Below are 24,240 nucleotides of genomic sequence, written 5' to 3'. Positions count from 1 at the left end.
TCCTCCCTCGGGGTCCTCGCCCCGGTCGCGGGTGTCGCGACGGCCGGAGTCTCCTGGCTCCCGGATCAACGCTCACCCCGGCCTTCCCGCCCGTCGCCGGGCAGTGGCCTGTGGTGGGGGTCGCTCCCCGGTCACAGTGGCGGGACCGCGCCGGATTCGCACCGGCTTCCTCCCTTGCCATCGCCTACCGAGGAGCGTACGACAGGAGCGACTCTCGCCAGAAGTGGCGTTACCATCCTGATCGTGTCCATAGCCGACTTTTCCGGACGGGTGCGCCCTGATGCCTGTCCGGGAGCGCTACAGGTGCACGAGGCCGCCGACGGTCCGCTGGTCCGGGTCCGCCTGCCCGGCGGCGCCATCTCGCCGGGCCGGCTCCGCGAGCTGGCCGGCTGCGCGACCGACCTCGGCTCGGGCGTGATCGAGCTGACGTCCCGGGCGAACGTGCAGGTGCGCGGCCTGCGTTCGCCCGAGGGCTTCGCCGCGCGGATCGCCGCCGCCGGCCTGCTGCCGTCGGCGGCGCACGAGCGGGTGCGCAACATCGTGGCCTCGCCCCTCGGCGGGCGCGGGCGCTGCGGTCTGCTGCGCACCCAGCCCCTGGTGGAGGCGTTGGACCGGGCCCTGTGCGCGCTGCCCCGCCTGGCCGGGCTGCCGGGACGGTTCCTGTTCGCGGTGGACGACGGCACCGGTGACATGCCGGGGCTGGGCGCCGACGTCACGTTCGTCCCCGGCGCCGCGGAGGGGCGGCTGCTGCTGGCGGGGGTGGATGCCGGGCTCGCCGTGGGGGCGGACGCGGCGGTCCGGCGCATGATCGCCGCCGCGGAGGCGTTCCTCGACGAACGGGAGCGCCCCGGAGGAGGCCGGGCCGCCTGGCGGATCGGGGAGCTGGTGGACGGGCCCGGCCGGATCGCGGCCCGGCTCGGCGCCGCCGGCCACCAGGCCACGCCGGACCGGATCGCCGCCCGGCTCGGCGCGGACGACCACAGTGCCACGCCGGACCGGATGGCGGCCCGGCTCGGCGCCGCCGGCGACCGGGCCACGACGCCCCTTCCCGCCGCGCCCGCCCAGCGCGCCGGGCGTGTCGACCAGCGCGACGGCCGCGTGGCGCTGGAGGCCGTGGTGCCGCTCGGACGGCTGTCCGCCGCCCAGGCGGGCGCCGTCGCGGACGTGGCCGCCGCGCGCGACGGCGGGCCCGTCCGGTTCACGCCGTGGCGGACCGTCGTCCTCCTCGACCTCTCCCCGGCCGCCGCCGACCGGGCGGCCCGGAGCCTGGAGGCGGCCGGGCTGGTGACCGACCCGGCGTCGCCCTGGGGCGGCGTGAGCGCCTGCACCGGCCGTCCCGGCTGCGCCAAGTCCCTGGCCGACGTGCGGGAGGACGCGCGGCGCTGGGTCGCGACGCTGGACGGTCCTCCGGCGGCACCCGTGCACTGGGCCGGTTGCGAGCGGCGCTGCGGGCTGCCGCGCGGCCGGGTCGTCCAGATGATCGCCACCGGCGACGGATACCAGGAAAGGCAGCAGTGAGCGACTACATCCGCGACGGCGCCGAGATCTACCGGCGCTCGTTCGCGACCATCCGTGCCGAGACCGACCTCACCGGGATGCCGCCCGAGGTGGCGCGGGTCGCGGTGCGGATGATCCACGCCTGCGGCATGACCGACCTCGTCGCCGACCTGGACTGGTCGCCTTCCGTGGTCGCCCGGGGCCGCGAGGCGCTGCGCCGGGGCGCGCCCGTGCTGTGCGACGCGCAGATGGTCGCCTCGGGCGTGACCAGGCGCCGGCTGCCCGCGGGCAACGAGGTGGTGTGCACGCTGGGCGACCCCGGCGTGCCGGAGCTGGCCGAGCGGCTCGCCACCACGCGCAGCGCCGCCGCGCTGGAGCGGTGGCGCGGCCGCCTCGACGGCGCGGTGGTGGCGATCGGGAACGCGCCGACCGCCCTGTTCCGGCTGCTCGAACTCGTCGCCGGGGGCGCGGGCAGGCCCGCCGCCGTGCTCGGCATCCCGGTGGGGTTCATCGGCGCGGCCGAGTCCAAGCGGGCGCTGGCGGACAGCGACCTGGAGTATCTGGTGGTGCACGGCCGCCGCGGCGGCAGTGCGATGACGGCGGCGGCGGTCAACGCCCTCGCGAGCGAGGCGGAGTGATGGCGATGACGGGACGGCTGTACGGCGTCGGCCTCGGCCCCGGCGATCCGGAGCTGGTCACGGTGAAGACGGCCCGGCTGATCGGCGAGGCGGACGTGATCGCCTACCACGCCGCCCGGCACGGGCGCAGCATCGCCCGCTCGATCGCGCTGCCGTACATGAGGGAGGGGCAGGTCGAGGAGCTGCTGCTCTACCCGCTGACCACGGAGACCACCGACCATCCCGGCGGCTACCAGGGGGCGCTCGACGACTTCTACGCCGACTGCGCCGAGCGGCTGGCCGCCCACCTGGACGCGGGCCGGACCGTGGTCGTGCTGGCCGAGGGCGACCCGCTGTTCTACGGCTCGTACATGCACCTGCACAAGCGGCTCGCCCACCGCTACCCGACCGAGGTCGTGCCGGGCGTCACCTCGGTCAGCGCCGCCTCGGCCGTGCTCGGCCGGCCGCTGGTCGAGCGGGACGAGGTGCTGACGGTGCTGCCCGGCACGCTGCCCGCCGGCGTGCTCGCCGACCGGCTGCGCGGCACCGACTCGGCGGCGGTGCTCAAGCTGGGCCGGACGTTCGGGAAGGTCCGCGACGCCCTGGCCGAGGCGGGGCGGCTGGACGACGCCTGGTACGTCGAGCGCGCCACGATGGGAGCCGAGCGGGTCGCGCCGCTCAAGGACGTCGACCCGGACGGCGTGCCGTACTTCTCGCTGGCCCTGCTCGCCAGCCCGGCCGAGCGGACCTTCGTCCCCGAACCGCCCGTCACCGAGGGGCCGGGCGAGGTGGCCGTGGTGGGCCTCGGGCCGGCCGGGCGGCCCTGGCTCACGCCCGAGGCCCAGGAGGCGCTGGCGGCGGCCACCGACCTGGTCGGATACGGCCCGTACGTGGACAGGGTCGCCCCGAACCCGCGCCAGCACCGCCACCGCACCGACAACCGGGTCGAGGCCGAACGCGCCCGGCACGCGCTGGAGCTGGCCCGCGAAGGCGCGCGGGTGGCCGTGGTGTCCTCCGGCGACCCGGGCGTGTTCGCCATGGCCAGCGCCGTGCTGGAGGCGGCGGCGGACTTCCCCGACGTTCCGGTGCGGATCGTCCCCGGGCTGACCGCCGCCCAGGCGGTGGCCAGCCGGGTCGGCGCTCCCCTGGGTCACGACTACTGCGTGTTGTCGCTGTCGGACCTCCTCAAACCGTGGGAGGTGGTGGCCGGCCGGCTGGCCGCCGCGGCCAGGGCGGACCTGGTGCTGGCGCTCTACAACCCGGCCTCGCGCAGCCGTACCTGGCAGGTCGCCGCCGCCCGTGACCTGCTGCTGGAGCACCGCGACGCCGCCACCCCGGTGGTGATCGGCCGCGACGTCGGCGGGGAGCAGGAGAGCGTCACCGTCACGACGCTCGGCGAGCTCGACCCCGCGCGGGTGGACATGCGCTGCCTGCTGATCGTCGGCTCGTCCACGACCCGGGTCACCGAGCGCGGCGTCGTCTACACGCCGCGCCGCTACCCCTGAGCCCAGGCCGCCGCCTCCTCGACGGTCTCCACCAGCCGGACGCCGGCGGGCAACGGCGGCCGGTCCACCATGATCACCGGTAGTCCCCGTTCGCGTGCCGCGACCAGCTTGGCGGTGGTCATCCGGCCGCCGCTGTCCTTGGTCACCAGCACGTCCAGCCGGTGCTCGCGGATGAGCGCGTGCTCCCCCTCGACGGTGTACGGCCCGCGGTCGAGCAGCACGTGCACGTGGTCCGGAACGGGCGGCTCGGGGGGATCGACCGACCTGGCCAGCAACCACACCCCGGGCAGGCCGGTGAAGACCGGCAGGCTGCGGCGGCCGGTGGTGAGGAACACCCGCGCCGGGCTCGGCAGCCGGGTGGCGGCCTCGTGCAGCGAGGCCACGCGACACCAGTCGTCGCCGGGCTCCTCCCGCCATCCCGGACGGCGCAGGACCAGCAGCGGCACGCCCGTCCTGGCCGAAGCCTCGGCCGCCGACGCGGTCATCCGCGCGGCGAACGGATGGGTGGCGTCCACCACGGCGTCGATCCGCTCGGCCGCCAGCCAGGCGGCCAGCCCGTCCGGCCCGCCGAACCCGCCCTCACGCACCTCACCGACCGGCAGGCGGGGGTTGCTCACCCGCCCGGCCAGCGACGACACCACGTGCACGCCGCGGCCGGCCAGCCCGGCGGCCAGCGCCCGCGCCTCGGCCGTGCCGCCCAGGATCAGGACGCGTCGCACGGCCGCGCCCGCTCGGTGCTGTAGAGATGGCTGTCGGGGAACCGCGTCGCCGACAGCACCCGGCCGACGACGATCACCGCCGTACGCCGGATCCCGGCCTCGTGGACCTGCCCGGCGATGTCCGCCAGCGTGCCACGCAGGATCACCTCGTCGGGCCGGCTGGCCCGCGCCACCACCGCGACCGGGCAGTCGGGGCCGTAGACGGGCAGCAGCTCCGCGACCACGGCGTCGATCCGCTGCACGGCCAGGTGGAGCACCATCGTGGCGCCGCTCGCGCCCAGGGTCGTCAGATCCTCGCCCTCCGGCATCGGCGTGGCGCGGGCCGAGGTGCGGGTCAGGATGACCGTCTGGCCGACGCCGGGCACGGTCAGCTCCCTGCGCAGCGCGGCGGCCGCGGCCGCGAACGCCGGCACGCCGGGGACCACCTCGTACGGCACGCCGAGCTCGTCCAGCCGGCGCATCTGCTCGGCCACCGCGCTGAACACCGACGGGTCGCCCGAGTGCAGCCGCGCCACGTCGAGACCCGCGCGGTGGGCGGTGATCAGCTCCACCACGATCTCGTCGAGCGTCAGGTTCGCGGTGTCCACGAGCCTGACTCCCACCGGGCAGGAGTCCAGGAGCTCCCTGGGCACCAGCGAGCCCGCGTACAGGCACACGGGCGACGACTGCAGCAGCCGCAGGCCGCGCAGGGTGATCAGGTCGGCGGCCCCGGGGCCGGCCCCGACGAAGTACACGGTCACGGCACGTCCTTCCTGGTGACCGACCACACGGTCACCGGCATCGCGGCCCGCCACCCCGTGAACGAGCCGACGGGCGAGGCCCGCTGCACGGACAGGCGCACCAGGTCTCCGCCGAGCCGGGCGTACCACGCGGCGACGACGGACTCCGACTCCAGGGTGACGGCGTTCACCACCAGCCGGCCGCCGGGCCGCAGCGCCGCCCAGCAGCTCTCCAGCAGCCCGGGCGCGCTCGCGCCGCCGCCCACGAACACCGCGTCCGGCGCGGGCAGCCCCTCCAGCGCCGCCGGGGCCCTGCCCTCGACGACCCTCAGCGACGGCACGCCGAGCCGGTCGGCGTTGCGCGTGATGGCGGCGGCGCGGTCGGCCCGGCTCTCGATCGCCACGGCCGCGCACGCCGGGTGGCTGCGCATCCACTCGATGGCGATGCTGCCCGCGCCCGCGCCGACGTCCCACAGCAGCCGGCCGGGCAGCGGAGCCAGCCGCGACAGGCTGACCGCGCGGACCTCCCGCTTGGTGAGCTGGCCGTCGTGCTCGAACGCCGCGTCGGGCAGCCCGGGCACGCGCGCGAGCGGCTCGACGCCGGGTTCGGCCACGCACTCGACGGCGATCACGTTCAACGCGGACGGCTCGGCTCCCTGCGACACCCAGGTCGCCGCCGTTCCCGTGACGAGGGACTCGCTCGCCGCGCCCAGGTCCGACAGGACGGTCATGGGGCTGGGGCCGTACCCGAGCCCGGTCAGCAGCCCGGCCACCAGGGACGGGGAGTCGCGGCCGGCGCCGAGCACGACGATCCGCCCTCCCGGCAGGACCGCGGCGTTCAGCGCCGCCGGGGGGCGCCCCACGAGGCTGACCACGTCGACCCGCTCGACCGGCCAGCCGAGCCGCGCGCACGCCAGCGACAGCGACGACACGTGCGGCACCACCCGGACCTCCGCCGCCCCCAGCAGCCGCACCAGCGTGGAGCCGATGCCGTAGAACAGGGGATCGCCGCTGGCCAGCACGCACACCTCGCGCCCGGCGTACCTGTCCAGGAGCGAGGGCAGCGCGGGCAGCAGCGGTGAAGGCCAAGCCACGCGCTCGGCCGCCGACGCGGGCACGAGGTCGAGCTGCCTGCGGCCCCCCATGAGCACCTCGGCGGCCTCCAGGGTCATCCGCGCGGCGGCGGACAACCCGTCCCAGCCGTCCGCCCCGATGCCGACGACGGTGATCACACGCTGCCCGCCACGTGCGGCACCTTGGGCTCCTTGGGGTCTTTGGGGATCTTGTGGTGCATATCGTATATCCGGCGTTCTGGCAGACTCGTGCGGGTGAAGCGGCTACTCGTCATCGGCATCGGCGCCGGCGATCCCGACCATCTCACCCTGCAGGCGATCAAGGCCATCGCCGCCACGGACGTGTTCCTCGTCGTGGACAAGGGCGAGGTCAAGCACGAGCTGGTCCAGCTCCGGCTGGACATGATCGCCGAGCACGGCCGCCGGCCGTACCGGATCGCCGAGGCCCGCGACCCCGAGCGCGACCGGACCGCCCCGGCGTACGCCGCCGCCGTCGAGGACTGGCGCGCGCGCCGGGCGCTCGCCTGTGAGGCGCTCATCCGCGACGAGCTGCGCGACGGCCAGACCGGGGCGTTCCTCGTGTGGGGCGACCCCGGCGTGTACGACAGCACGCTGGCCATCGTCGAGGAGATCCTCCAGCGCGGGAACGTCAGCTTCGCCTACGAGGTCATCCCCGGGATCAGCAGCGTGGCCGCGCTCACCGCCCGCCACCGGACGAGCCTCACCCAGGTCGGCCGGCCCGTGCACCTCACCACCGGCCGCCGCCTGGCCGAGCACGGCCCCACCGCCGACGACATGGTCGTCATGCTCGACGCCCACTGCTCCTTCGCCGGCCAGGACGACTTCCACATCCACTGGGGCGCCTACCTGGGCACGCCGGACGAGATCCTGGTGGCCGGTCCCGTGGCCGAGGTCGGCGATCGCATCCGCGAGCTGCGGGCCGAGGCGCGCGCCCGCAAGGGCTGGATCATGGACACGTACCTCCTGCGCCGACAAGGTCACTGACGGCCGGTAGGCGCACGGGCACCATCGCATGGCACTATGACCGGGTGCCCATCGGTCAGCCTCTCCTGCGCGCGATGCGGGCCGCGGTGTTCGCGGCGGTGTGCGTGCTGGTCTCGGCTGCCCTGCACGGGTTCGCCGGCGGTGAGCCGGCGCGCCTGGAGGTCCTGCTCGGCGCGTCCGCGCTGGCCTGGGCGGGCGCCTACCTGCTCGGCGGGAGCCGGCGCGGCATGGGGACGCTGCTCGCGGCGTGCTTCGCCACGCAGTACGGCATGCACCACCTGTTCGGCGTAGGTGCCGCCGCGTCGGTACAGCCCGGTCACGAGCACGGCACCGGTGTGGGCATGTTCCTGGTGCACGCCGTGACGGCGCTCATCTCGGCCTGGTGGCTGGAGCGCGGCGAATCGGCTCTGGCTGTCCTGCTCCAGCTCGCCGCGACCACGGTCCGGCGCTGGTGGAGGGTCCTGTTGATCCTCGCCGGCGGGCTCGGCGGGGCGGGCACGCACGACCGTAGGCCGTCGCGGGACGAGCACGTCCCCTTCCCCGGGTCGCGGTTCGCGGCGGCGATCTCCCGGCGCGGCCCGCCGGCGCGTCTCTCCCTCGTCTGACATCTCCCAGGCCACGGCCATGCCGCCGGCCTGTGTTCCGCCGTGCCCCGCGAACAGCGCGGGGCCGTCGCGGCCCCGGTGCGGCAGGCCCGATGCGCGCCGCCGCAGAACGACCAGACCACGGAGACGTACGGAGCCCCCATGACAGTCACAGAACCCCAAGACGGCAGCGACACGTTCGTCCAGCTCGTCATCGGCGGAATGACGTGCGCGGCGTGCGCGGCGCGCGTGGAGCGCAAGCTCAACCGCATGGAAGGAGTGAGCGCCAGCGTCAACTACGCGACCGAGAAGGCGGCGATCCAGGCCGACGGAGTCACGCTCGAGGAGCTGATCCGGGAGGTCGAGCGCACCGGCTACAGCGCCGAACCGTACACGCCGCACACGACCGCCGGCCCGGACGACACCGACGATCGGCGGGTGCGGACGATCGGGCGGCGCATGGTGGTCGCGATCGCGCTGGCCGTGGTGCTGATGGACCTGTCCATGGGGATGGCGTTCGCGCCGGCCTGGCGCTTCGCCGGATGGCAGTGGGTGCTGATCGGCCTGACCCTGCCGATGGTGACGTGGTGCGCGTGGCCCTTCCACCGCAACGCGTTCAGAGCCGCCAGGCACGGCACCACCTCGATGGACACCCTGATCTCGACGGGGGTCATCACGTCCACCTGCTGGTCGTTGTACGTCATCCTGTTCCCGGTCGACGCCGCGCCGGCCGGGTCGGGCGTGTGGGCGTTGCTGTCCGCGCCCGACAGCGCGCTCTATCTCGACGTCGCCGGAGGCGTGACCATGTTCGCGTTGGCCGGGCGCTTCCTGGAGGCCCGGGCACGGCGCTCCTCCGGTGCCGTGCTGCGCCGGCTGGCCGAGCTCGGGGCCAAGGACGTCAGCGTGCTGCGCGCCGACGGGAACGAGTACCGCATCGACGTGGCCGACCTGCGGGCCGGCGACCTGTTCGTGGTCCGCCCGGGTGAGAGCATCGCCGCCGACGGCCTGATCGAGTCCGGGCAGAGCACGATCGACACCAGCGCCATGACGGGTGAGCCCGTGCCCGCCGAAGTCGGCGAGGGCGACGCGGTGACCGGCGCGACCGTCAACCTCAGCGGGCGACTCATGGTCCGCGCCACGCGGGTGGGCGCCGGCACCCAGCTCGCCGCCCTCATCCGCCTCGTCGAACACGCCCAGGCCGACAAGGCCGCCGTGCAGCGGCTCGCGGACCGGATCTGCGGCTGGTTCGTGCCGGCGGTGTTCGTCCTGTCGGCGCTGACCCTGGCCGGCTGGCTGCTCTCCGGAGCCCAGGCGCACGAGGCGGTCACCGCCGCGCTGGCCGTCCTCATCATCGCCTGCCCTTGTGCGCTCGGGCTGGCCATCCCCACCGCGCTCCAGGTCGCTTCGGGGACCGGCGCCCGGCTCGGGGTCTTCATCAAGAGCCACCAGGCCATGGAGTCCGCCCGTACGGTCGACACCGTCGTCCTGGACAAGACCGGCACCCTCACCCACGGCCGTATGAGCGTGGTGGATCTGACCACGGCCGAGGGCGTTCGCCCGGATGACGTGCTGCGCTACGTGGGCGCCGTCGAGAACGCCTCCGAACACGCCATCGCCGCGGCCATCGCCGACAGGGCGCGCGCCGAGTGCGGCGAGCTGCCCCCGGTGGACGCGTTCACCGCCCTAGCCGGGCTGGGCGCCCGAGGGACGGTGGAGGACAGGCGGATCCTGGTCGGCTCGGCGCGGTTGCTGGACCGGGAGGGCGTCACCGTGCCGCCGCCGCTCGATCGTGCCCGGGCCGGTTGGGAAAGCGAGGGCCGCACCGTCGTCCTGGCCGCGGCCGACGGCGCCGTCCTGGGAGCGCTCGCCCTCGCCGACACCATCAAGCCCTCGGCCGCGGACGCGGTCGCCCGGCTGCACGCCATGGGCCTGCGGACGCTGCTGCTCACCGGCGACAACGCCGCCACCGCCCACGCCGTCGCCGCCCGGGTCGGCATCGACGACGTGATCGCCGAGGTGCTGCCCGCCGACAAGGCTGCCGTCATCACGCGCCTGCAGGCCGACGGCCATCGCGTCGCCATGGTCGGCGACGGCATCAACGACGCCCCGGCCCTGGCCCGCGCCGATCTCGGACTGGCCGTGGTCGAAGGCACCGACGTGGCCATGGCCGCCGCCGACCTCATCCTCATCCGGGATGATCTCGACGTCGTGCCCACGGCCATCACCCTGGCCCGCGGCACCCTGGCCACGATCCGCGGCAACCTCGTCTGGGCCTTCGGCTACAACCTCGCGGCGCTCCCGCTGGCCGCCGCCGGCCTGCTCAATCCCCTCATCGCGGGAGCCGCCATGGCCCTGTCCTCGGTGTTCGTGGTCTCCAACAGCCTGCGCCTGCGCCGCTTCGCCCCGCCGCCCGCGACCACCGACCCCTTCACCCCGTACGTGGAGGACCTGGACGACCCACGCCACCCGGTCCCCTCCACGATCGCCTGACTCTGGAGTCCGACATGACAGTGTCGCCGCGTTTCCTCCGTAGCCTGATGGCCGTGACGCTCGCCTGCGGAGCATGGATCCTCTGCACCGCCTCCCCCTCACTCGCGCACGACTCGCTCAAGAGCAGCTCCCCCGCCAAGAACGCCCAGGTGGCGTCGGTCAAGGAGATAGAGCTCGAATACTCCGCGCGCGTGCGCTTCCCCGCCGTCGTGCTGCACGACGCCGCCGGCAGGCAGGTCACCGTCGGCACTCCCCGTACGGCGGGCCCGAAGGTGTTCGCCGACGTCCCCCAGCCGCTGGAGCCCGGCTCCTACGTGATCGGCTGGCGGGTGGTCTCCTCCGACGGCCACCCGATCGAAGGGGAGATCCCCTTCACCGTGACCGGCGGGGGCGCATCCACGCCCGCACGCGCTTCGACGGAGGCGCCGGCTTCGCCCTCCTCGCCGGCTTCCACCCCGGCCCCGGCGCGGTCCCCGGCCTCCGGCGCGGCGGCCCGTTCGGGTGCCGAGCGGGAGTCGGGTGGCGCGCCCGGATGGCTGTGGGGAGCGGTCGTCCTGCTGGTCCTCGTCGGCGCAGGGGTCTGGCTGCGGTCGCGCCGCCGCTGAGCGCCGGGGAAGGGGCGTCGCTCAGGCGGGCCGCTCGTCCGCCTGGGCGCGGGCGGCGGCCATGCGGGTGACGGCCTCGGTGAGGCGCTCCGGTGCGGTGGCGAAGTTGAGCCGGACGAACCCGCGCCCCTCCGGCCCGAACCGCAGGCCGGACGACAGGCCGACCTTGCCCTGACGCAGGAACACCTGGGCCGGGTCGTCGCCCCACCCGAGCGCGCGGCAGTCGAGCCAGGCAACGTAGCCCGCCCGGGGCGGATGGTGGCCGACGCCGGGCAGGTGGTCGGCGAGCTGGGCGGCCAGCAGGCGCCGGTTGCCGTCCAGGGCGGTGATCAAGCGGCGGAGCCAGGGGTCGCCGTGGGTGAAGGCGGCTTCGGCGGCCAGCACGCCCAGCAGGCCGGCGCCCTCGCTGACCTCCTCGTGGATCGCCGCCACGTCGGCGTGGGCGGCCGGCCCGGGCACCGCGAGGGCGGCCTTGAGCCCGGCGATGTTCCACGCCTTGGAGGCCGAGACCAGGGCGATGGAGCGGGCCGCGGCCGGGCTGTCCAGCGACGGGAACGGGACGTGCCGCGCGCCGGGATAGGTCAGGGGCGCGAGGATCTCGTCCACGACGACCCGCACGTGATAGCGGTCGGCCAGCTCGGCCACCCGGGTCAGTTCGTCGCGGGTGAGGACCAGGCCGGTGGGGTTGTGCGGGTTGCACAGCAGATACACCCGCGCTCCGGCGGCGAAGTCGCGTTCCAGCCGGTCCACATCCAGCCGGTGCCCGTCCGGCCCGACGGCCAGCGGGCTCTGGACCACCCGGCGCCCGATGCGTTCGAGCCAGTAGAAGAACGGCGGATACCCGGGGGTGTTGACGACGACACGGTCGCCGGGCTCGGAGATGATCTGCAGGACCTCCACGATGCCGGACATCACATCCGGGACCAGGCGGGCGGCGGAGGCGTCGGGGTGCCAGCCGTACTGGCGTGCGGCGAAGCCGGCGAACGCCTCCGGAAGCCGTCCGGCCAGCGCGTAGCCGGTGTCACCCCGGTTCACGGCGTTGATCAGCGCCGCGGCGACGGGCTCGGCGAGCGGGGTGTCCATCTCCGCGATGCGCAGGGGCAGGACGTCCGGCGGGAACTCCTGCCACTTGACGCTGCGCCGCCGGCGGAGCTGCTCGGTGCTGCAGGCGGTGAGGAGGTGGTGCGGGTCTGTGGTCAACGGTGCTTCTTCCTCGGCGAGTGGCGAAGCGGAGCGCTGCCCCGCCTCATCGGTCGATCATGCGGATGCCGTGGTCGCCGTATCGGGCTCCCTGGGCTCCGCCCGTGGGGACGGCGGCGTCGATGGCGCCGAGGTCGGCCGCGGTCAGGTGCAGGTCGAGGGCGGCCAGGTTGTCGCGCAGGTGGGCGCGGCGCGAGCTGCCGGGGATGGGGACGACGTCGCCGCCGCGGGTGAGGAGCCAGGCGAGGGCGACCTGGGCGGGGGTGGCGCCCTTGGCGACGGCGAGTCGGGTGACGGCGTCGACGATGGCCAGGTTGGCCCTGAGGTTGTCGCCGTTGTAGCGGGGCGCGGTGGCGCGGAAGTCGCCGTGCTCGTAGCGCGTCGTGGCGCGAACGGCCCCGGTGAGCAGGCCGCGGCCGAGCGGGCTGTAGGCGACCAGGACGGCGCCGAGGTCGCGGAGCGTGGGCAGGATGTCGCCTTCGACATGGCGTTCCCACAGCGAGTACTCGGTCTGGACGGCGCTGATCGGGTGGACGGCGTGGGCGCGTCGCAGGGTGGCGGCCGAGACCTCGGACAGGCCGATGCAGCCCACCTTGCCCTGGGCGATCAGGTCGGCCAGCGCACCGACCGACTCCTCGACGGGGACGGCGGGGTCGACGCGGGCGAGGTAGTACACGTCGATGTGGTCGGTGCGCAGCCGGCGCAGGGACTCCTCGCAGGCGCGGCGCAGGGCGTCGGGCGAGCCGGCGGGGACCAGGCCGTCGGGGGTGCGCCGGACGCCCGTCTTGGTGGTCAGCACGACGCGGTCGCGGTGCGGGGCGAGGGTCCGGCCGAGGAGTTCCTCGTTCGCTCCGTCGCCGTAGAAGTCGCCGGTGTCGAAGAGGGTGACGCCGGAGTCGAGGGCTTCCAGCAGGGTGGCCGCGGCTTCGTGCGGGTCGGCGGGGCCGTAGCTGCCGGTCATGCTCATGCAGCCGAGGCCGAGCCGCGAGACCTCGGGGCCGACGAACCTGAGAGTGGTGGTGCGCATCATTGCTCCGTCACCCCGCCAGCGCCGCGCGCAGGAACTCGAGGATCTCCGCCTGGGCGACCACGGCCTGCGGTTCCACGCCCGGCAGGGTGAGGAACGCGTGCCGCGCTCCCGGGTACTCGGTGAGCCGCACGGACGTGCCGGCCGCCCGCAGGCGCTCGGCGTAGCGGCGGCCGTGGTCGGCGAGCGCGTCCTGGGTCGGCACCACGAGCAGCGCGGGGGCGAGCCCGCTCAGGTCGTCCGCGTACAGCGGCGAGAACGCGCGGGCGTCGGTTCCCGGCGGGACGGCGAGCCGCCGCAGGAGCCGCAGCAGCGGCATGGCGCGGGTCGGGCGGTATGCGTACTCGGCGATCGAGGGATGTGCATCCATCGTCTCGGTCACGTCGACCGCGGGGTTGACCAGCACCTGCGCCCTGAGCCGCAGGCCGGCCTCCCGGGCCCGGATGGCCGTCAGCGCGCTGACCAGCGCGCCGAAGCTCTCGCCGAAGACGGCCGTGCGCGCCGGGTCGACGCCCCACTGCGCGGCGTGCCGCAGCACGTGCCGGAGCACGTCCCAGCCGTCGTCGGCGGCGTTCGGGAGCGGGCTGTCCGGGGCGACGAGGCGGTGCTCGACCGAGACGACGAGCGCGGGCAGCCGGGCGGCGAGGTGGCTGTTGGTCCAGTCGCACTGCGCCGCCGTGCCCACGAAGCCGCCTCCGTGGACGTGGACCACGAGCGGCAGGCCGGTGCGGGCGGCGGTCTCGCCGTCGCCCGCCGACGCCGGCCGGTACACCCGGACCGGCAGGTCGCGGCCCGGCAGCGCGAGGTCCCGCCACTCGATCGCGGCCCCGGGGTCCGGCTCCCCGAGGATCGCCCGCGCCGCGCCGGACGCCCGCCAGCCGTTCTCCGCGGCGCGGTAGGCGATCAGTTCCTCGGTCGTGATCGCCGAGAAGTCCGGCTCCGGCGGCCGCTGCACAGCGGTGCTCTCGCTCATGTCTCCGTCTCCCCGTCTCGTCCTTCTCCTGGCCGGGCCTGTCAGCCGGCATGCGCACCATTATGCACGCGGTGCGTGCAACAGCAAGTGCATAGACTAGAGTGAGCCCGGACGAGAGGGGCGAGATGGCGGGCCGAAGGCGTTGGTCACCCGAGGAGATCCTGGACACGGCGGCGGAGTTGCTGCGCACGAGCGACGCCGAGTCGTTCAGCGTGCGCAAGCTCGCCGCGGCGCTCGGGACCGACTCCTCAAGCCTTTACCGGCACTTCCGCAACAAGACCGAGTTGCTGCGCGCGGTCTCCGACCGGATCCTGGTGGCCGCCATGGACGGCTACCGCCCCGAGGGCGACTGGAAGCAACGCATCACCGCCATGGCCCTGCGCCTGCGGGAGGCGTTCGGCCGGCACCCCCAGCTCGCCGTCATCTGGGGACGCTACGCCTCCGGCGGCACCGGTTCGCGGCTGTTCATGGAGGAGGTGCTCCAGGCCCTGCGGGCCGCGGGCCTGCCCGATGAGGAGATCCCGTCCCGCTACCACCGGATCACGATCCTCCTCGCCGCGCTGATCGCCTCCGAGGCCGGCATCGGCAGCCTCACCCCCACCGAGTACGAACAGGCCATGGAGCAGTTCCGTGTCGCGGTCCTCGGCGCCGACCCCGACCGCTTCCCCGCCCTGGCCCACTTCGCCCGCGAGATCCGCCCCCTCGGGGCCGACCGCCGCGCCGCCTACGAAGAGATCCTCGCCGCCCACCTCGCCCGGATCGAGGCCTCGATCCCCTGACGCGCCCTCGCGCCCTCTCGCTCTCAGGTGGTCACGTCCGCGCCGGTCCGCAGCAGCGACTGCCCGAGAGCCCGGCGCAGGTCGGCGTCGGTCACCATGCCGACCAGGCGCCGGTCGTCGACGACGACGGCGATCAACTGCCCCTGCGCGGGCTGCTCCAGGAGCAGGGCGGCCTCGTCGTCCGGGGCGAGGGTCCGCACCGGACGCTGCGTGGTCGTGAGCGCCTCCACCCGCGTGGAGCCGCGGCGTTGCGGGGGCACCGCCGCCAGGGTGTCCAGCGAGACCGAGCCCACCGCGGCTCCGGTGAGGGTCACCACCGGGAAGACGGTCTGACGCGAGTGCAGCACGACCCCCTCGATGAGTTTCTCCACGTTCATCCACGCGGGCGCCAGATCCGGCACCGGGGTCATCACCTCGGCCACCCGCAGGCCACGCAGCCCCGCACGGGCGATCTTGACGGTGAGCTCCTGGCGCGCGCTCATGGCGATGTACCAGCCGAGGAAGGCCAGCCACAGGCCGCTCAGCCAGTTCCAGAGGAACGTACTGGCGAGACCGACCGAGATGAGCGTCGTACCGAGCATCTGCCCCGCCCGTGCCGCCGCCCGATCCGCTCGGGCGGCGTCGCCGAACCGCCACCACAGCAGCGCGTGCAGCACGCGCCCACCGTCCAGGGGTGCGCCGGGAAGCAGGTTGAACAGGCCCAGCAACAGGTTCATCGTGGACAGCCACCCGGCCGCGGACGCCGCCAGAGCCGGCCGGGGCAGGAAGACGTAGGCGAGGAGAGTCACGGCGGCGATGCCCAGGCTGGCCAGCGGGCCCGCCGCTGCCGTCGCCAGCTCGACGCGCGGGCTCTTCGCCTCCTCCTCCATCTCGGTGTAGCCACCGAGGACCCACAGCGTGACGGAACCGACCCGCAGCCCGCGCCGGCGGGCGATCAGCGCGTGGGCCGCCTCGTGGATCAGCAGCGAAGCCATGAACAGCGTCCCCGTGATCGCGGCCACCAGCCAGTACTGCGCCTGGCCGTATCCCGGCACGGCCCGGGGCAGCACGGTCGTGCCGAGCAGCACCACGATGAGCGCCGCGATGCCGAGCGCCGACCAGTGCGCACGCACCGGGACGCCGGCCATGCTGCCCAGCGGAAGAGTCTGCCTCACTCAGCCATGGTCCGGCTTCGCCGCCGCGTCCGGACAGGGCCATAACGCCCTCACCTGCGGGACTTTGGTCGGTCGGGCCCACCGCCCCTGTGGCGAGGCCGGCTCAGCGCCGCTGACCCAGATGACCGGACGGCGCGGACCAACGACTTCCCCACTGGGGACTTCCGCCCCTGAGCCGCATCCCTCTCGCGAGATGTGATGAAGGCGGCCGACGTGCCCACGACTTCAGGGAGCTGACCATCATGCGCATGACCGTCGCCGACGTGATGACCGGCAAGGTCATCTCCGTGACCGCCGTCACCCCGTTCAAGGACATCGCTCGGACGCTCATCGCCCGTGGTATCAGCGCCGTTCCGGTCCTCGACGACGACAGCCGCGTGATCGGCCTGGTCTCCGAGGCCGACCTGCTGCGCAAGGAGGAGTTCCGCGAGGAGTTCTACCGCGAGGGCTACCGGCCGCCGCTGCGCGCCCGGCTGCGCCACCCCCATGGCCGGCGGAAGGCCGACGGCGGCACCGCCGCCGACCTCATGACGAGCCCCGCGATCACCGTCTCCCCCACGGAGTCAGCGGTCGCCGCCGCCCGGCTGATGGACGCCCACGACGTCAAGCGGCTGGCCGTGGTGGCTCCCAACGGCCGGCTGGTCGGCATGGTGAGCCGCCGGGATCTGGTCAAGCTGTTCATGCGCAGCGACGCGGAGATCGCCGCCGAGATCCGCGACGACGTCCTCGACCGTTCCCTGTGGGTGGACACCGCCGGCGTCGCCGTGTCGGTGGACCACGGCGTGGTCACGCTGTCCGGATGGATGGACCGCCGCACCGAGGCCGCCATCGCGGTCCGCATGGCCGGCCGCGTCAACGGCGTGGTCGACGTCGTGGACAAGGTGACCTGGAAGGTCGACGACAGCGCATGGGACGCCAGGTAGCCGGTCCCCCGCTCCGCCGACGGATGGTTAGCATGACGTATCACATCCGTGCAGTTACTCTGCGCCATGAGTGCAGTACAACGGGGGGATGTTCCCTCGGGAAGGGCGCATTCCAGCGACACCCGCCCCGTCGCACCGCCCCCAAGGGCCGACCGGTTCATCATGCTCGACGCCGCTCGCCCGCCCTCGCTCCCGCCGCGCGCTGCCGAAGCGCCGGCCGGGCGCCCGCCGCACCACACTGGTGACGATCCTCTCGACCGTCCTCGCGACAGGTTTCCTCGCGGTGATGCCTGACAGAGCCGTCGCCGCGCCGCTGATCCCCCTCGGGAACGCGGCGGCCTTCGCGGTCCTGGCGGGCGGCGCGGTCGCCAACACCGACAACACCACCGTCACCGGAGACCTGGGCACCAGCCCGAACAACGCGGTGTCCGGGTTCCCGCCCGGCCAGGTGATCGGCACGATCCACGCCGGCGACGCCACCGCGGCCGCGGCCAGGACCGACGCGGTCGCCGCCTACAACAACGCGGCCGGACGCGGGGTGACCGACAACGTGCCCGCCCAGCTCGGCGGCACGGTCAAGGGGCCGGGCGTCTACACCCCGTCGTCCGGCACCACCTTCCAGATCAACGGCACCCTCACCCTGGACGCCCAGACCGACCCGAACGCGATCTTCATCTTCCGGGCGGCCACCCTGACCACCGCCACGGTGAGCAACCTCAACCTGGTCAACGGCGCGCAGACCGACAACGTCTTCTTCCAGATCACCGGCACGGCGACCCTCGGCGTCAACTCGACGTTCCGCGGCAACGTACTGGCCAACAACGCGGCCACGGTCAGCTCCGGCGCCGCCGTGACCGGCCGGGTCTTCGCCCTGACCAACAACGTCACCCTCCAGGGCACCACCTCCGGCCCCAACACCCGCATCTCCCTGCCGGACGACCTGCCGTCGCAGACGACGCTCACCGTCTCGCCCTCCGGCTCATCGGTCGAGGGGCAGCAGGTCACGCTGTCGGCCACGGTCAGCGTGGAGCCGTCCCTGATCGACCCGCAGGGGAAGGTGGCCTTCAAGGACGGCACGACGCTGCTCGGCACGGACTTCATCGACGCCAACGGCCACGCCCAGTTCCAGACCTCGGCGCTGAGCGGCGGCACCCACCGGCTCACGGCCGTCTTCGTGGACGGCCAGGCGTTCGAGAGCGAAGCCCTCGTCACCCTCGCCCCGAGCACCTCGCCCGGGGTGAACCACGCGGTCACCGACACCCTGTGGACCGGCTCGGCGACCCCGGCCGTCGAGAACCACCCCAGTGGCGCCCCCGTCACGCTCGGAGTCAGGTTCCGCGCCTCCACGTCCGGACTCGTGCAGGGCGTCCGCTTCTACAAGGGCTCGCAGAACACCGGCACCCACGTCGGCAGCCTGTGGACCACCGGCGGCACGCAACTGGCCACCGTCACCTTCACCGGCGAGAGCGCCTCCGGCTGGCAGCAGGCGACCTTCTCCTCACCGGCGCCGATCGACGCCGACACCACCTACATCGTGTCGTACTTCGCGCCAGTGGGGCACTTCTCCTACACGCAGAACTACTTCACCACCGACCGCAACAGCCCGCCGCTGACCGCGCCGGCCAGCACCTCAGGGGCCGGCAACGGGATCTACACCTACGGCGCGGCGAACGCGTTCCCGTCGACCACCTACCAGGCCACGAACTACTGGGTCGAGCCCGTCTTCCTGCGCTCGGACACCGTCTGGACCGACGCGGCGACGCCCACGGTCGAGAACCACCCGGCCGCCGACCCGGCCACGCTCGGCGTGAAGTTCCGGACCGCCGCCGCGGGGGTCGCCCGGGGCATCCGCTTCTACAAGGGCTCGCAGAACACCGGCACCCACATCGGCAGCCTGTGGACCACCGGCGGCACGCAGCTCGCCACCGTCACCTTCACCGGCGAGAGCGCGTCCGGCTGGCAGCAGGCGTACTTCTCCTCACCAGTCGCGCTCAGCGCCGACACCACCTACATCGCCTCCTACTTCGCCCCATCGGGACACTTCTCCTACACGTCGCAGGGGTTCTTCAACGCGCACAGCAACCACCCGCTGACCGCGCTCGAGAACGGCGGCGTCTCCGGCGCCAACGGCGTGTTCGTCTACGGGGCGACGAACACCTTCCCCACCAGCACCTACCAGGGCACGAACTACTGGGTCGACGTCCTGTTCGACGTCGGCTGATCGGCCGCGTCGCCAAGATCCATGGGGCCGGCCTGGCTTGAGTACGAGGTACTCATGCCAGGCCGGCCCCACGCCCGCACGCTGGGTCACATGAAGTCACACATCCTTCGGGCGGCGGCCGTCATCGCTCCCCTCCTCGCCCTCGGCGCGACCACCATCACCCCGGCATCCGCCGCGCCCTCGTCCACGGCGGTCTGGGCGGCGTCGAACGTCCAGCTCGTGAACTGGCAGACCGGCAAGTGCCTGACCATCGCCGGCGGCGTCAGCACCGACAACAACGTCCACGCCGTCCAGTACACCTGCGACAGCCACCCCTCCCGCCGCTGGGACGTCTGGGGCTACTCCAGCGCGTACCTGCAGATCAGGAACCGCCAGACCGGCAAGTGCCTCACCATCGCCGGCGGCGTCAGCACCGACAACAACGTCGTCGCCCTCCAGTACACCTGCGACAGCCACCCCTCGCGCTACTGGGCGCTGGGCAGTCAGGTCGGCCAGCACGTCCAGTTCAGGAACGTCCAGACCGGCAAGTGCCTCACCATCGCCGGCGGCGTCAGCACCGACAACAACATCGAGGCCGTCCAGTACACCTGCGACAGCCACCCCTCCCGCTACTGGGAGATCCGCGACTACTACGGCTGAACCCGGCGATGATCACCGTACGGCACCAAGGCCGCCGGCGGCTGCTCAGCGCAGGACGGCCGCCAGCAGGTCGGCCCCCAGCGCCGTCAGATCGGGCAGATTGAGGGTGTGACGGACGTAGCGACCGTGCCGCCGGGCCGTGAGCAGGCCCGCGCGGCGCAGGACGGCGAGGTGGCGGGAAACCTCCGGGGCCGAGAGTTCCCAGGCGTGGGCCAGCTCACCGGTGGTGTGCGGGCCGCGGGCCAGGGTGCGCAGCAGCCGCAGTCGTACCGGATGCGCGAGTGCCTCCAGCCGTAGCGTGACCGTTTCCAGCGATACCGGCTCCGACGGGCTCGGCTCGGCCACGGGGTACTGCACCACCGGCTGCCACCCGGGCGCGTGGACCACCACCAGGTGCGGGCGGCCGAAGACGCTGGGGAGGAAGGTGACCCCGGTGCCGTGGGCGCTGGTCGCGTTGTCCTGCAGCTTGTCCACGATGATGCAGTCGCCGTCCGGCGCCAGGGTGACGGCGCCGGAGACCGACGCGAGTGCCGCCCCGATGCCCTGGCGCTTCAGCAGGTCGTTCTTCAGGCGCAGGTCGGCGGCGAGTCGCACGGCGACGCCCGTCCAGGCGGCGTCGAAGAAGGCCTCGGCGCACTGTTCGAGGGTGTGCCGCACCCGCGCCCGCACGGCCGCGGGGTCCGCGAGCAGCCGTTCCGCGAAGGCCTCCTGGTGCGCGCCGCGGGCCTGGGCGAGGTCCAGGGCCCGCTCGCGCGCCGTCGCGTCGGCGAGCGGTGACGGCGCGGCGAAGTGGACCCGGTTGCTGCCGCACGTGGTGATGAGCGCGGCGGTCACGTACGTCTCGTCGTCGATCCGGTCCACGTCGTCCAGCTCCTCGGCGAGGGTCGGCCGGGGACGAGCGGGGACCAGGAAGTCGGCTCGTGAGGAACGCCAGAGGAACTCCGCCTCCCTGAGCCGCTCGGCCAGCTCCGGCGGCAGCCCGGCCCAGACGTCCCCGGCCCAGCCGGCGAGCTGCGGGTGATGCCCGGGTTCGGCCAGCACGTGCAGCATCGCGGTCAGCTCGGCCAGCGGGGAGGCGGCGAACCGCAGTCGCCCGGACGGCAGGCCGCCGATGTCGATCCTCAACGTCACCCCCTCATCATCGCTGGTCGGACGGCCGACGACCGCGTCGATTGACGGTGTCCGTCAATCGACACGGTCGGCCCGAAGGCCGAACGCATCGTTGACGCCATGGCAACCACCACCAAGATCCGGCCGCGCGCTCTCGTCCGCGCCTGCGGAGGCCCCCGCTATGCCGTCGCCCTGGCCGTGGACGCGCTCGGCACCGGCCTGCTGCGGCCCTTCCTGCTGCTCTACGGGGTGACGGTGCTGAGGCTGTCCGCGCCGGTCACCGGCGTCGCCATGACGGTCGGGGTCGTCGTGGGTCTGGTGTGCATGCCCGCGGTCGGCCGATGGCTGGACCGGGGCGCACACAGCACGGTCGTGGCGGCGTCGATGCTGGTGCGGGTGCTGGGCGTGGCGCTGCTGCTGGCCGCCCCGGCGGGACACGTCTGGCTGTTCGCGACGGCGGCGCTCTTCCTCGGCATCGGCAACCAGGCATGGCCGGCCGCCCACGCGGCCCTCGTGGCCACGGTCGCCCACGGCCGCGAACGTGACGCCGCTCTCGCGGGAGGCCGCGCCCTGCGCAACGCCGGCCTGGGCGTGGGCGCCCTCCTCGCCACCGCCTGCCTGGCGGGCGGCGCCACCGCGTTGCGGGTGCTGGCGGCCGTCACCGGGCTCGCCTGTCTCGCCGCGGCGGCCTTGGCGTGGTCGGTCCACCTGCGCGCGCATCCGGCCGCGGCTCCGGCCGAGGGCGGGCCCGGCGGGCCCGGCGGGCCCGCACCCCGGATGCGCGCGCTGCTGGCCGCCAACGTGGTCTACGTCTTCTGCCTCAACGTCCCGGAGATCGCGCTCCCCATGGTCCTGGTGACCCAGTTGCACGCGTCCCCGGTGTGGTCGGCAGCCATCTTCGTGGCGAACACGGTGCTGGTGGTCACCCTGCAGGTTCCGGTCACGGTCCTGATGTCCCGCTTCGCCCGGCGGACCGTGCTGACTCTCGCGGGCGTGGTACTCGCCGCGTCCTACCTCGGCTTCCTCGCGGCCACCTCACTGGGACACGGCTGGGGTGCCCCGGCGGTCGCCGCGGTGTCCGTGGTCTGCACCGTCGGCGAGATCATCTATGCCGGCAGCGCGACCGCGCTCGTCACCGCCCTCGCCCCGGCCCGTCTCCTGGGACGCGCCCTGGCCCGCTTCCAGCTCTCCACAGGCATCGGCCTCGCCGTCTCCCCGGCCGTCATCACTGCTCTCGCCTCCCACGGCTCGGCCGCCCTCTGGGGCAGCCTCACTGCCGCGACGCTCCTGTCCGCCTCCGCCGTCGCCGCCGAGCAGGATCGAGGAACGCGGCTCGGCGATTGCCGCCGCGAACGACGGAGCGGCCCGAATACCGCACCGCCCGAATTGTTCGGCGGGAATGCGCGGAAACACCAAGGTGGTTCTCGGGGTGGTTATGGGCGGCACGTATAGCCCGACGTCAATCGCGGAATAGTGAAAAGCCGCCACTAATCTTGTCAAGCCCGCGGGGCGCGCAGAAAGTGAGGGGTGACCAGGAGGAATCCACGATCGATGGAGGAACGGTGGACCGACCCGTCAGCGGGATCCGGCGCGTCCGGCCGATGATCCGGCGCGCGTTATCCGTGGCACTGGGAATTGCCGTCGTGGCATTTGTCGCCGCGCCGTCTGCCGCTGCGCCGGCGCTGCCCACGCCCAAGGATTTCGTGTCGTACCTCGACCTCGAGTGCTTCAAGACCGACCCGTACCAGCCGCCGGCCGTCGGGCTGACGCTGCGGCACCTCAACCCGGTGCTCGACGGCCTGCCGATCGAGCAGGTCACCCTGGGCACGCGTGAGCAGTTGTGCGTGCCGGTCGCCAAGAACAACGTGATCCCGCCGCCCGGGGTGCTGGACTTCGTCAGGTTCGTGGACCTGGCCTGCTACCGGGTCGTCACCCCGGCGCCCGGCAAGGCGCTGGTGCTCAGCCATCTCAACCCGGTGCTGCAGGACCTTCCGCGTACGGAGGTCGTGCTGGGCCGGGCGGAGCAGTTGTGCGTGCCGGTGGCGAAGAACGGCGTCGTGCCGCCCACGGAGGTGATGCAGCTGGTGCAGCACATCGACCTGCTGTGCTACGGGATCACTCCGAACACGCCGATGAACCGGGCCCTCAACCTCAGGCAGCTGAACCCGGTGCTGACCAACCAGATTCCCCCCGCGACGGTGCGGGTGATCGACGCCCGTCAGCTGTGCGTGCCGATGCAGAAGGGCGGAGACGTCATCACGCCGGAGGTGCTGCGGGTGGTGCGCTGGGTGGATCTGGAGAAGTTCGACGTGGTCGCTCCGGCGATCGCGCCGGTGACGCTGAGCCTGCGGCATCTGAACCCGGTGCTGGGGTCGCTGCCGCCGGAGCGGGCGACGCTCACGGGTGCCGTGCAACTGGGTGTGCCGGTGGCGAAGAACGGCCAGGTGCCGCCGGGGTGAGGATGCTGCCTGCGGTGTGAGTGCCGGCCGGGCGTCCAGCGGCGCCCGGCCGGTCACGTCTCAGCCGGTCACGTCTCAGTCGTGGAAGCGGCCCTCGCGCGTGTACGTGCAGGAGGTGCAGTCAGGGTCGGAGCCCCAGCTGTCGTCCTGGATGATCCTGCGGTAGCGGTTGATGATGCCCTTCTCGATGTGCTGCTCCTGCCCCGGGTACACCAGGGTGTCGCTCTGCTCGACCCACTTGCTCAGGACGTTGTTGAAGTAGAAGAACCGATGGCGAGCGGCGATCTGGGGCGGGTGGCCGGCCGGAAGACAATGGACGAGCCAGCTGTCGGCGTTCACGTACTTGCCGCCGTAGCTGGAGGAGTAGGAGTCCCTGGGCAGCATGCCGGGGTGGCCCACGTCGCGCCAGTGGTACCAGGGGTAGTAGGTCTTGTTGCAGTTGACCGCGCCGGACATGGTCCGGACCGCGGGCGCGGCGAGGCCGTCGACCTCCACCGGTTCCTTGGTGACCGTCCGGCGCTGCAGCTCAGCCGGCAGGGGCTCGCTGCCATGGGCCTCCACGAGCCGCTGCGGGACCGCGACCGAGACCGGGGTGATCTTCAGGTACGTCTCCAGGAAGCTGTCGCCACGGTCGCGGACGAACAGGCCGGCGCGGCCGGTGTAGGCGGTCTGGACGATGCCCACGTCGCCGGAGGGCTGGCTGTCGTTGAACTCGACGGTCAGCCCGTTGCTGTAGCGGAGCAGCGCGAGCTTGACCTCGGCCTCCGCCTCCTCGGCGATTGGCGCCGCCCTCAGCTCCTCCTCCGTGGGCTCCGTCACGGCTTGGGCCGTGGCGTTCGTCGTGGCCTTCGTCGTGGCTTTCGTCGTGGCGCCGGCTGGGGCGGTGAGCAGGAGGGCGCCGGTGCTCGCCGCGAGCAGAGCTGGGATCAGTCTCACGATTT

General features: G+C 73.5%; 22 protein-coding genes and 1 riboswitch. Of the genes, 13 read left to right on the top strand and 9 right to left on the bottom strand.

The genetic code is table 11. The features are described from left to right. Window positions 1-29 precede the first annotated feature (29 nt). Window positions 30-226, bottom strand: a riboswitch (cobalamin riboswitch). 17 nt (window positions 227-243) lie between these two features. Genes cobG through HTZ77_RS25130 form a run of 3 tightly spaced genes read left to right on the top strand, consistent with a single transcriptional unit; the run spans window position 244 to window position 3,619 of the window. Then, on the top strand, window positions 244-1,518 hold the full coding sequence (gene cobG, locus HTZ77_RS25140) for a precorrin-3B synthase (protein WP_175592117.1): 1,275 nt from the start codon (window positions 244-246) through the stop codon (window positions 1,516-1,518). After that, window positions 1,515-2,135 carry a precorrin-8X methylmutase gene (locus HTZ77_RS25135; RefSeq protein WP_175592116.1) on the top strand — a complete coding sequence of 207 codons (621 nt, stop codon included), beginning with the start codon at window positions 1,515-1,517 and terminating at the stop codon, window positions 2,133-2,135. Before cobG ends, HTZ77_RS25135 begins: the two co-directional genes overlap by 4 nt. 5 nt (window positions 2,136-2,140) lie before the next feature. After that, window positions 2,141-3,619 (top strand): precorrin-2 C(20)-methyltransferase, encoded by a 1,479-nt coding sequence (locus tag HTZ77_RS25130; RefSeq protein ID WP_175592115.1) that lies wholly within the window; start codon window positions 2,141-2,143, stop codon window positions 3,617-3,619. On the opposite strand, the gene HTZ77_RS25125 is transcribed toward HTZ77_RS25130, so the two are convergent. The 3 genes from HTZ77_RS25125 to cbiE are packed head-to-tail and all read right to left on the bottom strand — an operon-like array spanning window position 3,610 to window position 6,289. Then, entirely contained in the window at window positions 3,610-4,338 is a 729-nt protein-coding gene (locus HTZ77_RS25125; protein WP_175592114.1) for a cobalt-precorrin-6A reductase, read from the bottom strand. The two genes, HTZ77_RS25130 and HTZ77_RS25125, sit on opposite strands and share 10 nt — an antisense overlap. Continuing rightward, window positions 4,323-5,078, bottom strand: a complete 756-nt coding sequence (gene cobM / locus HTZ77_RS25120; RefSeq protein ID WP_175592113.1) for a precorrin-4 C(11)-methyltransferase — start codon at window positions 5,076-5,078, stop codon at window positions 4,323-4,325. Before cobM ends, HTZ77_RS25125 begins: the two co-directional genes overlap by 16 nt. Further along, entirely contained in the window at window positions 5,075-6,289 is a 1,215-nt protein-coding gene (gene cbiE, locus HTZ77_RS25115; RefSeq protein ID WP_175592112.1) for a precorrin-6y C5,15-methyltransferase (decarboxylating) subunit CbiE, read from the bottom strand. The genes cobM and cbiE overlap by 4 nt, the downstream gene beginning before the upstream one ends. Window positions 6,290-6,385: 96 nt before the next feature. On the opposite strand from cbiE, the gene cobF reads away from it, so the two are divergent. The 4 genes from cobF to HTZ77_RS25095 all read left to right on the top strand — a co-directional run bounded on the left by cobF (window position 6,386) and on the right by HTZ77_RS25095 (window position 10,814). Then, on the top strand, window positions 6,386-7,135 hold the full coding sequence (gene cobF / locus HTZ77_RS25110) for a precorrin-6A synthase (deacetylating) (protein WP_175592111.1): 750 nt from the start codon (window positions 6,386-6,388) through the stop codon (window positions 7,133-7,135). A gap of 44 nt (window positions 7,136-7,179) precedes the next feature. After that, window positions 7,180-7,740, top strand: coding sequence for a hypothetical protein (locus HTZ77_RS25105; protein ID WP_175592110.1), 561 nt, complete (start codon window positions 7,180-7,182; stop codon window positions 7,738-7,740). 141 nt (window positions 7,741-7,881) lie between these two features. Continuing rightward, entirely contained in the window at window positions 7,882-10,209 is a 2,328-nt protein-coding gene (locus HTZ77_RS25100) for a heavy metal translocating P-type ATPase (protein WP_175592109.1), read from the top strand. Between the two features lie 53 nt (window positions 10,210-10,262). Beyond that, complete coding sequence (locus HTZ77_RS25095) at window positions 10,263-10,814, top strand: copper resistance CopC family protein (protein ID WP_175592108.1); 552 nt, start codon at window positions 10,263-10,265, stop codon at window positions 10,812-10,814. A 21-nt stretch (window positions 10,815-10,835) separates the two neighbouring features. On the opposite strand, the gene HTZ77_RS25090 is transcribed toward HTZ77_RS25095, so the two are convergent. The 3 genes from HTZ77_RS25090 to HTZ77_RS25080 are packed head-to-tail and all read right to left on the bottom strand — an operon-like array spanning window position 10,836 to window position 14,014. Next, window positions 10,836-12,014, bottom strand: coding sequence for a MalY/PatB family protein (locus HTZ77_RS25090; protein ID WP_235995073.1), 1,179 nt, complete (start codon window positions 12,012-12,014; stop codon window positions 10,836-10,838). Window positions 12,015-12,060: 46 nt separating this feature from the next. Continuing rightward, a complete protein-coding gene (locus HTZ77_RS25085; RefSeq protein ID WP_175592107.1) occupies window positions 12,061-13,041 on the bottom strand; it encodes an aldo/keto reductase in 981 nt (326 codons plus the stop codon). Window positions 13,042-13,051: 10 nt separating this feature from the next. After that, window positions 13,052-14,014 (bottom strand): alpha/beta hydrolase, encoded by a 963-nt coding sequence (locus HTZ77_RS25080; RefSeq protein WP_175592106.1) that lies wholly within the window; start codon window positions 14,012-14,014, stop codon window positions 13,052-13,054. Window positions 14,015-14,139: 125 nt separating this feature from the next. Here HTZ77_RS25080 and HTZ77_RS25075 point away from each other — a divergent pair, with 125 nt between their 5' ends. Next, entirely contained in the window at window positions 14,140-14,793 is a 654-nt protein-coding gene (locus HTZ77_RS25075) for a TetR/AcrR family transcriptional regulator (RefSeq protein ID WP_175592105.1), read from the top strand. A gap of 23 nt (window positions 14,794-14,816) precedes the next feature. Here the strand turns inward: HTZ77_RS25075 and HTZ77_RS25070 are convergent, their stop codons facing one another. After that, complete coding sequence (locus HTZ77_RS25070) at window positions 14,817-15,947, bottom strand: site-2 protease family protein (protein ID WP_175592104.1); 1,131 nt, start codon at window positions 15,945-15,947, stop codon at window positions 14,817-14,819. Between the two features lie 248 nt (window positions 15,948-16,195). On the opposite strand from HTZ77_RS25070, the gene HTZ77_RS25065 reads away from it, so the two are divergent. From HTZ77_RS25065 to HTZ77_RS25055, 3 genes are all read left to right on the top strand, one after another. Beyond that, window positions 16,196-16,870: a CBS domain-containing protein gene (locus tag HTZ77_RS25065; protein WP_328808750.1), complete on the top strand. Its 675-nt coding sequence runs from the start codon at window positions 16,196-16,198 to the stop codon at window positions 16,868-16,870. Between the two features lie 286 nt (window positions 16,871-17,156). Further along, complete coding sequence (locus tag HTZ77_RS25060) at window positions 17,157-19,091, top strand: DUF4082 domain-containing protein (protein WP_175592102.1); 1,935 nt, start codon at window positions 17,157-17,159, stop codon at window positions 19,089-19,091. A 90-nt stretch (window positions 19,092-19,181) separates the two neighbouring features. Beyond that, on the top strand, window positions 19,182-19,730 hold the full coding sequence (locus HTZ77_RS25055; protein WP_175592101.1) for an RICIN domain-containing protein: 549 nt from the start codon (window positions 19,182-19,184) through the stop codon (window positions 19,728-19,730). Between the two features lie 45 nt (window positions 19,731-19,775). Here the strand turns inward: HTZ77_RS25055 and HTZ77_RS25050 are convergent, their stop codons facing one another. Then, complete coding sequence (locus HTZ77_RS25050) at window positions 19,776-20,861, bottom strand: DUF5937 family protein (protein WP_175592100.1); 1,086 nt, start codon at window positions 20,859-20,861, stop codon at window positions 19,776-19,778. A gap of 99 nt (window positions 20,862-20,960) precedes the next feature. On the opposite strand from HTZ77_RS25050, the gene HTZ77_RS25045 reads away from it, so the two are divergent. Beyond that, on the top strand, window positions 20,961-22,292 hold the full coding sequence (locus HTZ77_RS25045) for an MFS transporter (protein ID WP_175592099.1): 1,332 nt from the start codon (window positions 20,961-20,963) through the stop codon (window positions 22,290-22,292). 191 nt (window positions 22,293-22,483) lie between these two features. Then, on the top strand, window positions 22,484-23,299 hold the full coding sequence (locus HTZ77_RS25040) for a hypothetical protein (protein WP_175592098.1): 816 nt from the start codon (window positions 22,484-22,486) through the stop codon (window positions 23,297-23,299). Window positions 23,300-23,374: 75 nt separating this feature from the next. On the opposite strand, the gene HTZ77_RS25035 is transcribed toward HTZ77_RS25040, so the two are convergent. Beyond that, a complete protein-coding gene (locus tag HTZ77_RS25035) occupies window positions 23,375-24,235 on the bottom strand; it encodes a hypothetical protein (RefSeq protein ID WP_175592097.1) in 861 nt (286 codons plus the stop codon). Window positions 24,236-24,240: the final 5 nt, after the last annotated feature.

It is taken from the genome of Nonomuraea montanisoli, from assembly GCF_013363975.1.
In the GTDB taxonomy this organism is placed as follows: domain Bacteria; phylum Actinomycetota; class Actinomycetes; order Streptosporangiales; family Streptosporangiaceae; genus Nonomuraea; species Nonomuraea montanisoli.
The sequence above is the reverse complement of the archived record's forward strand: the minus strand, read 5'-3'. Positions and strand labels throughout refer to the sequence as shown.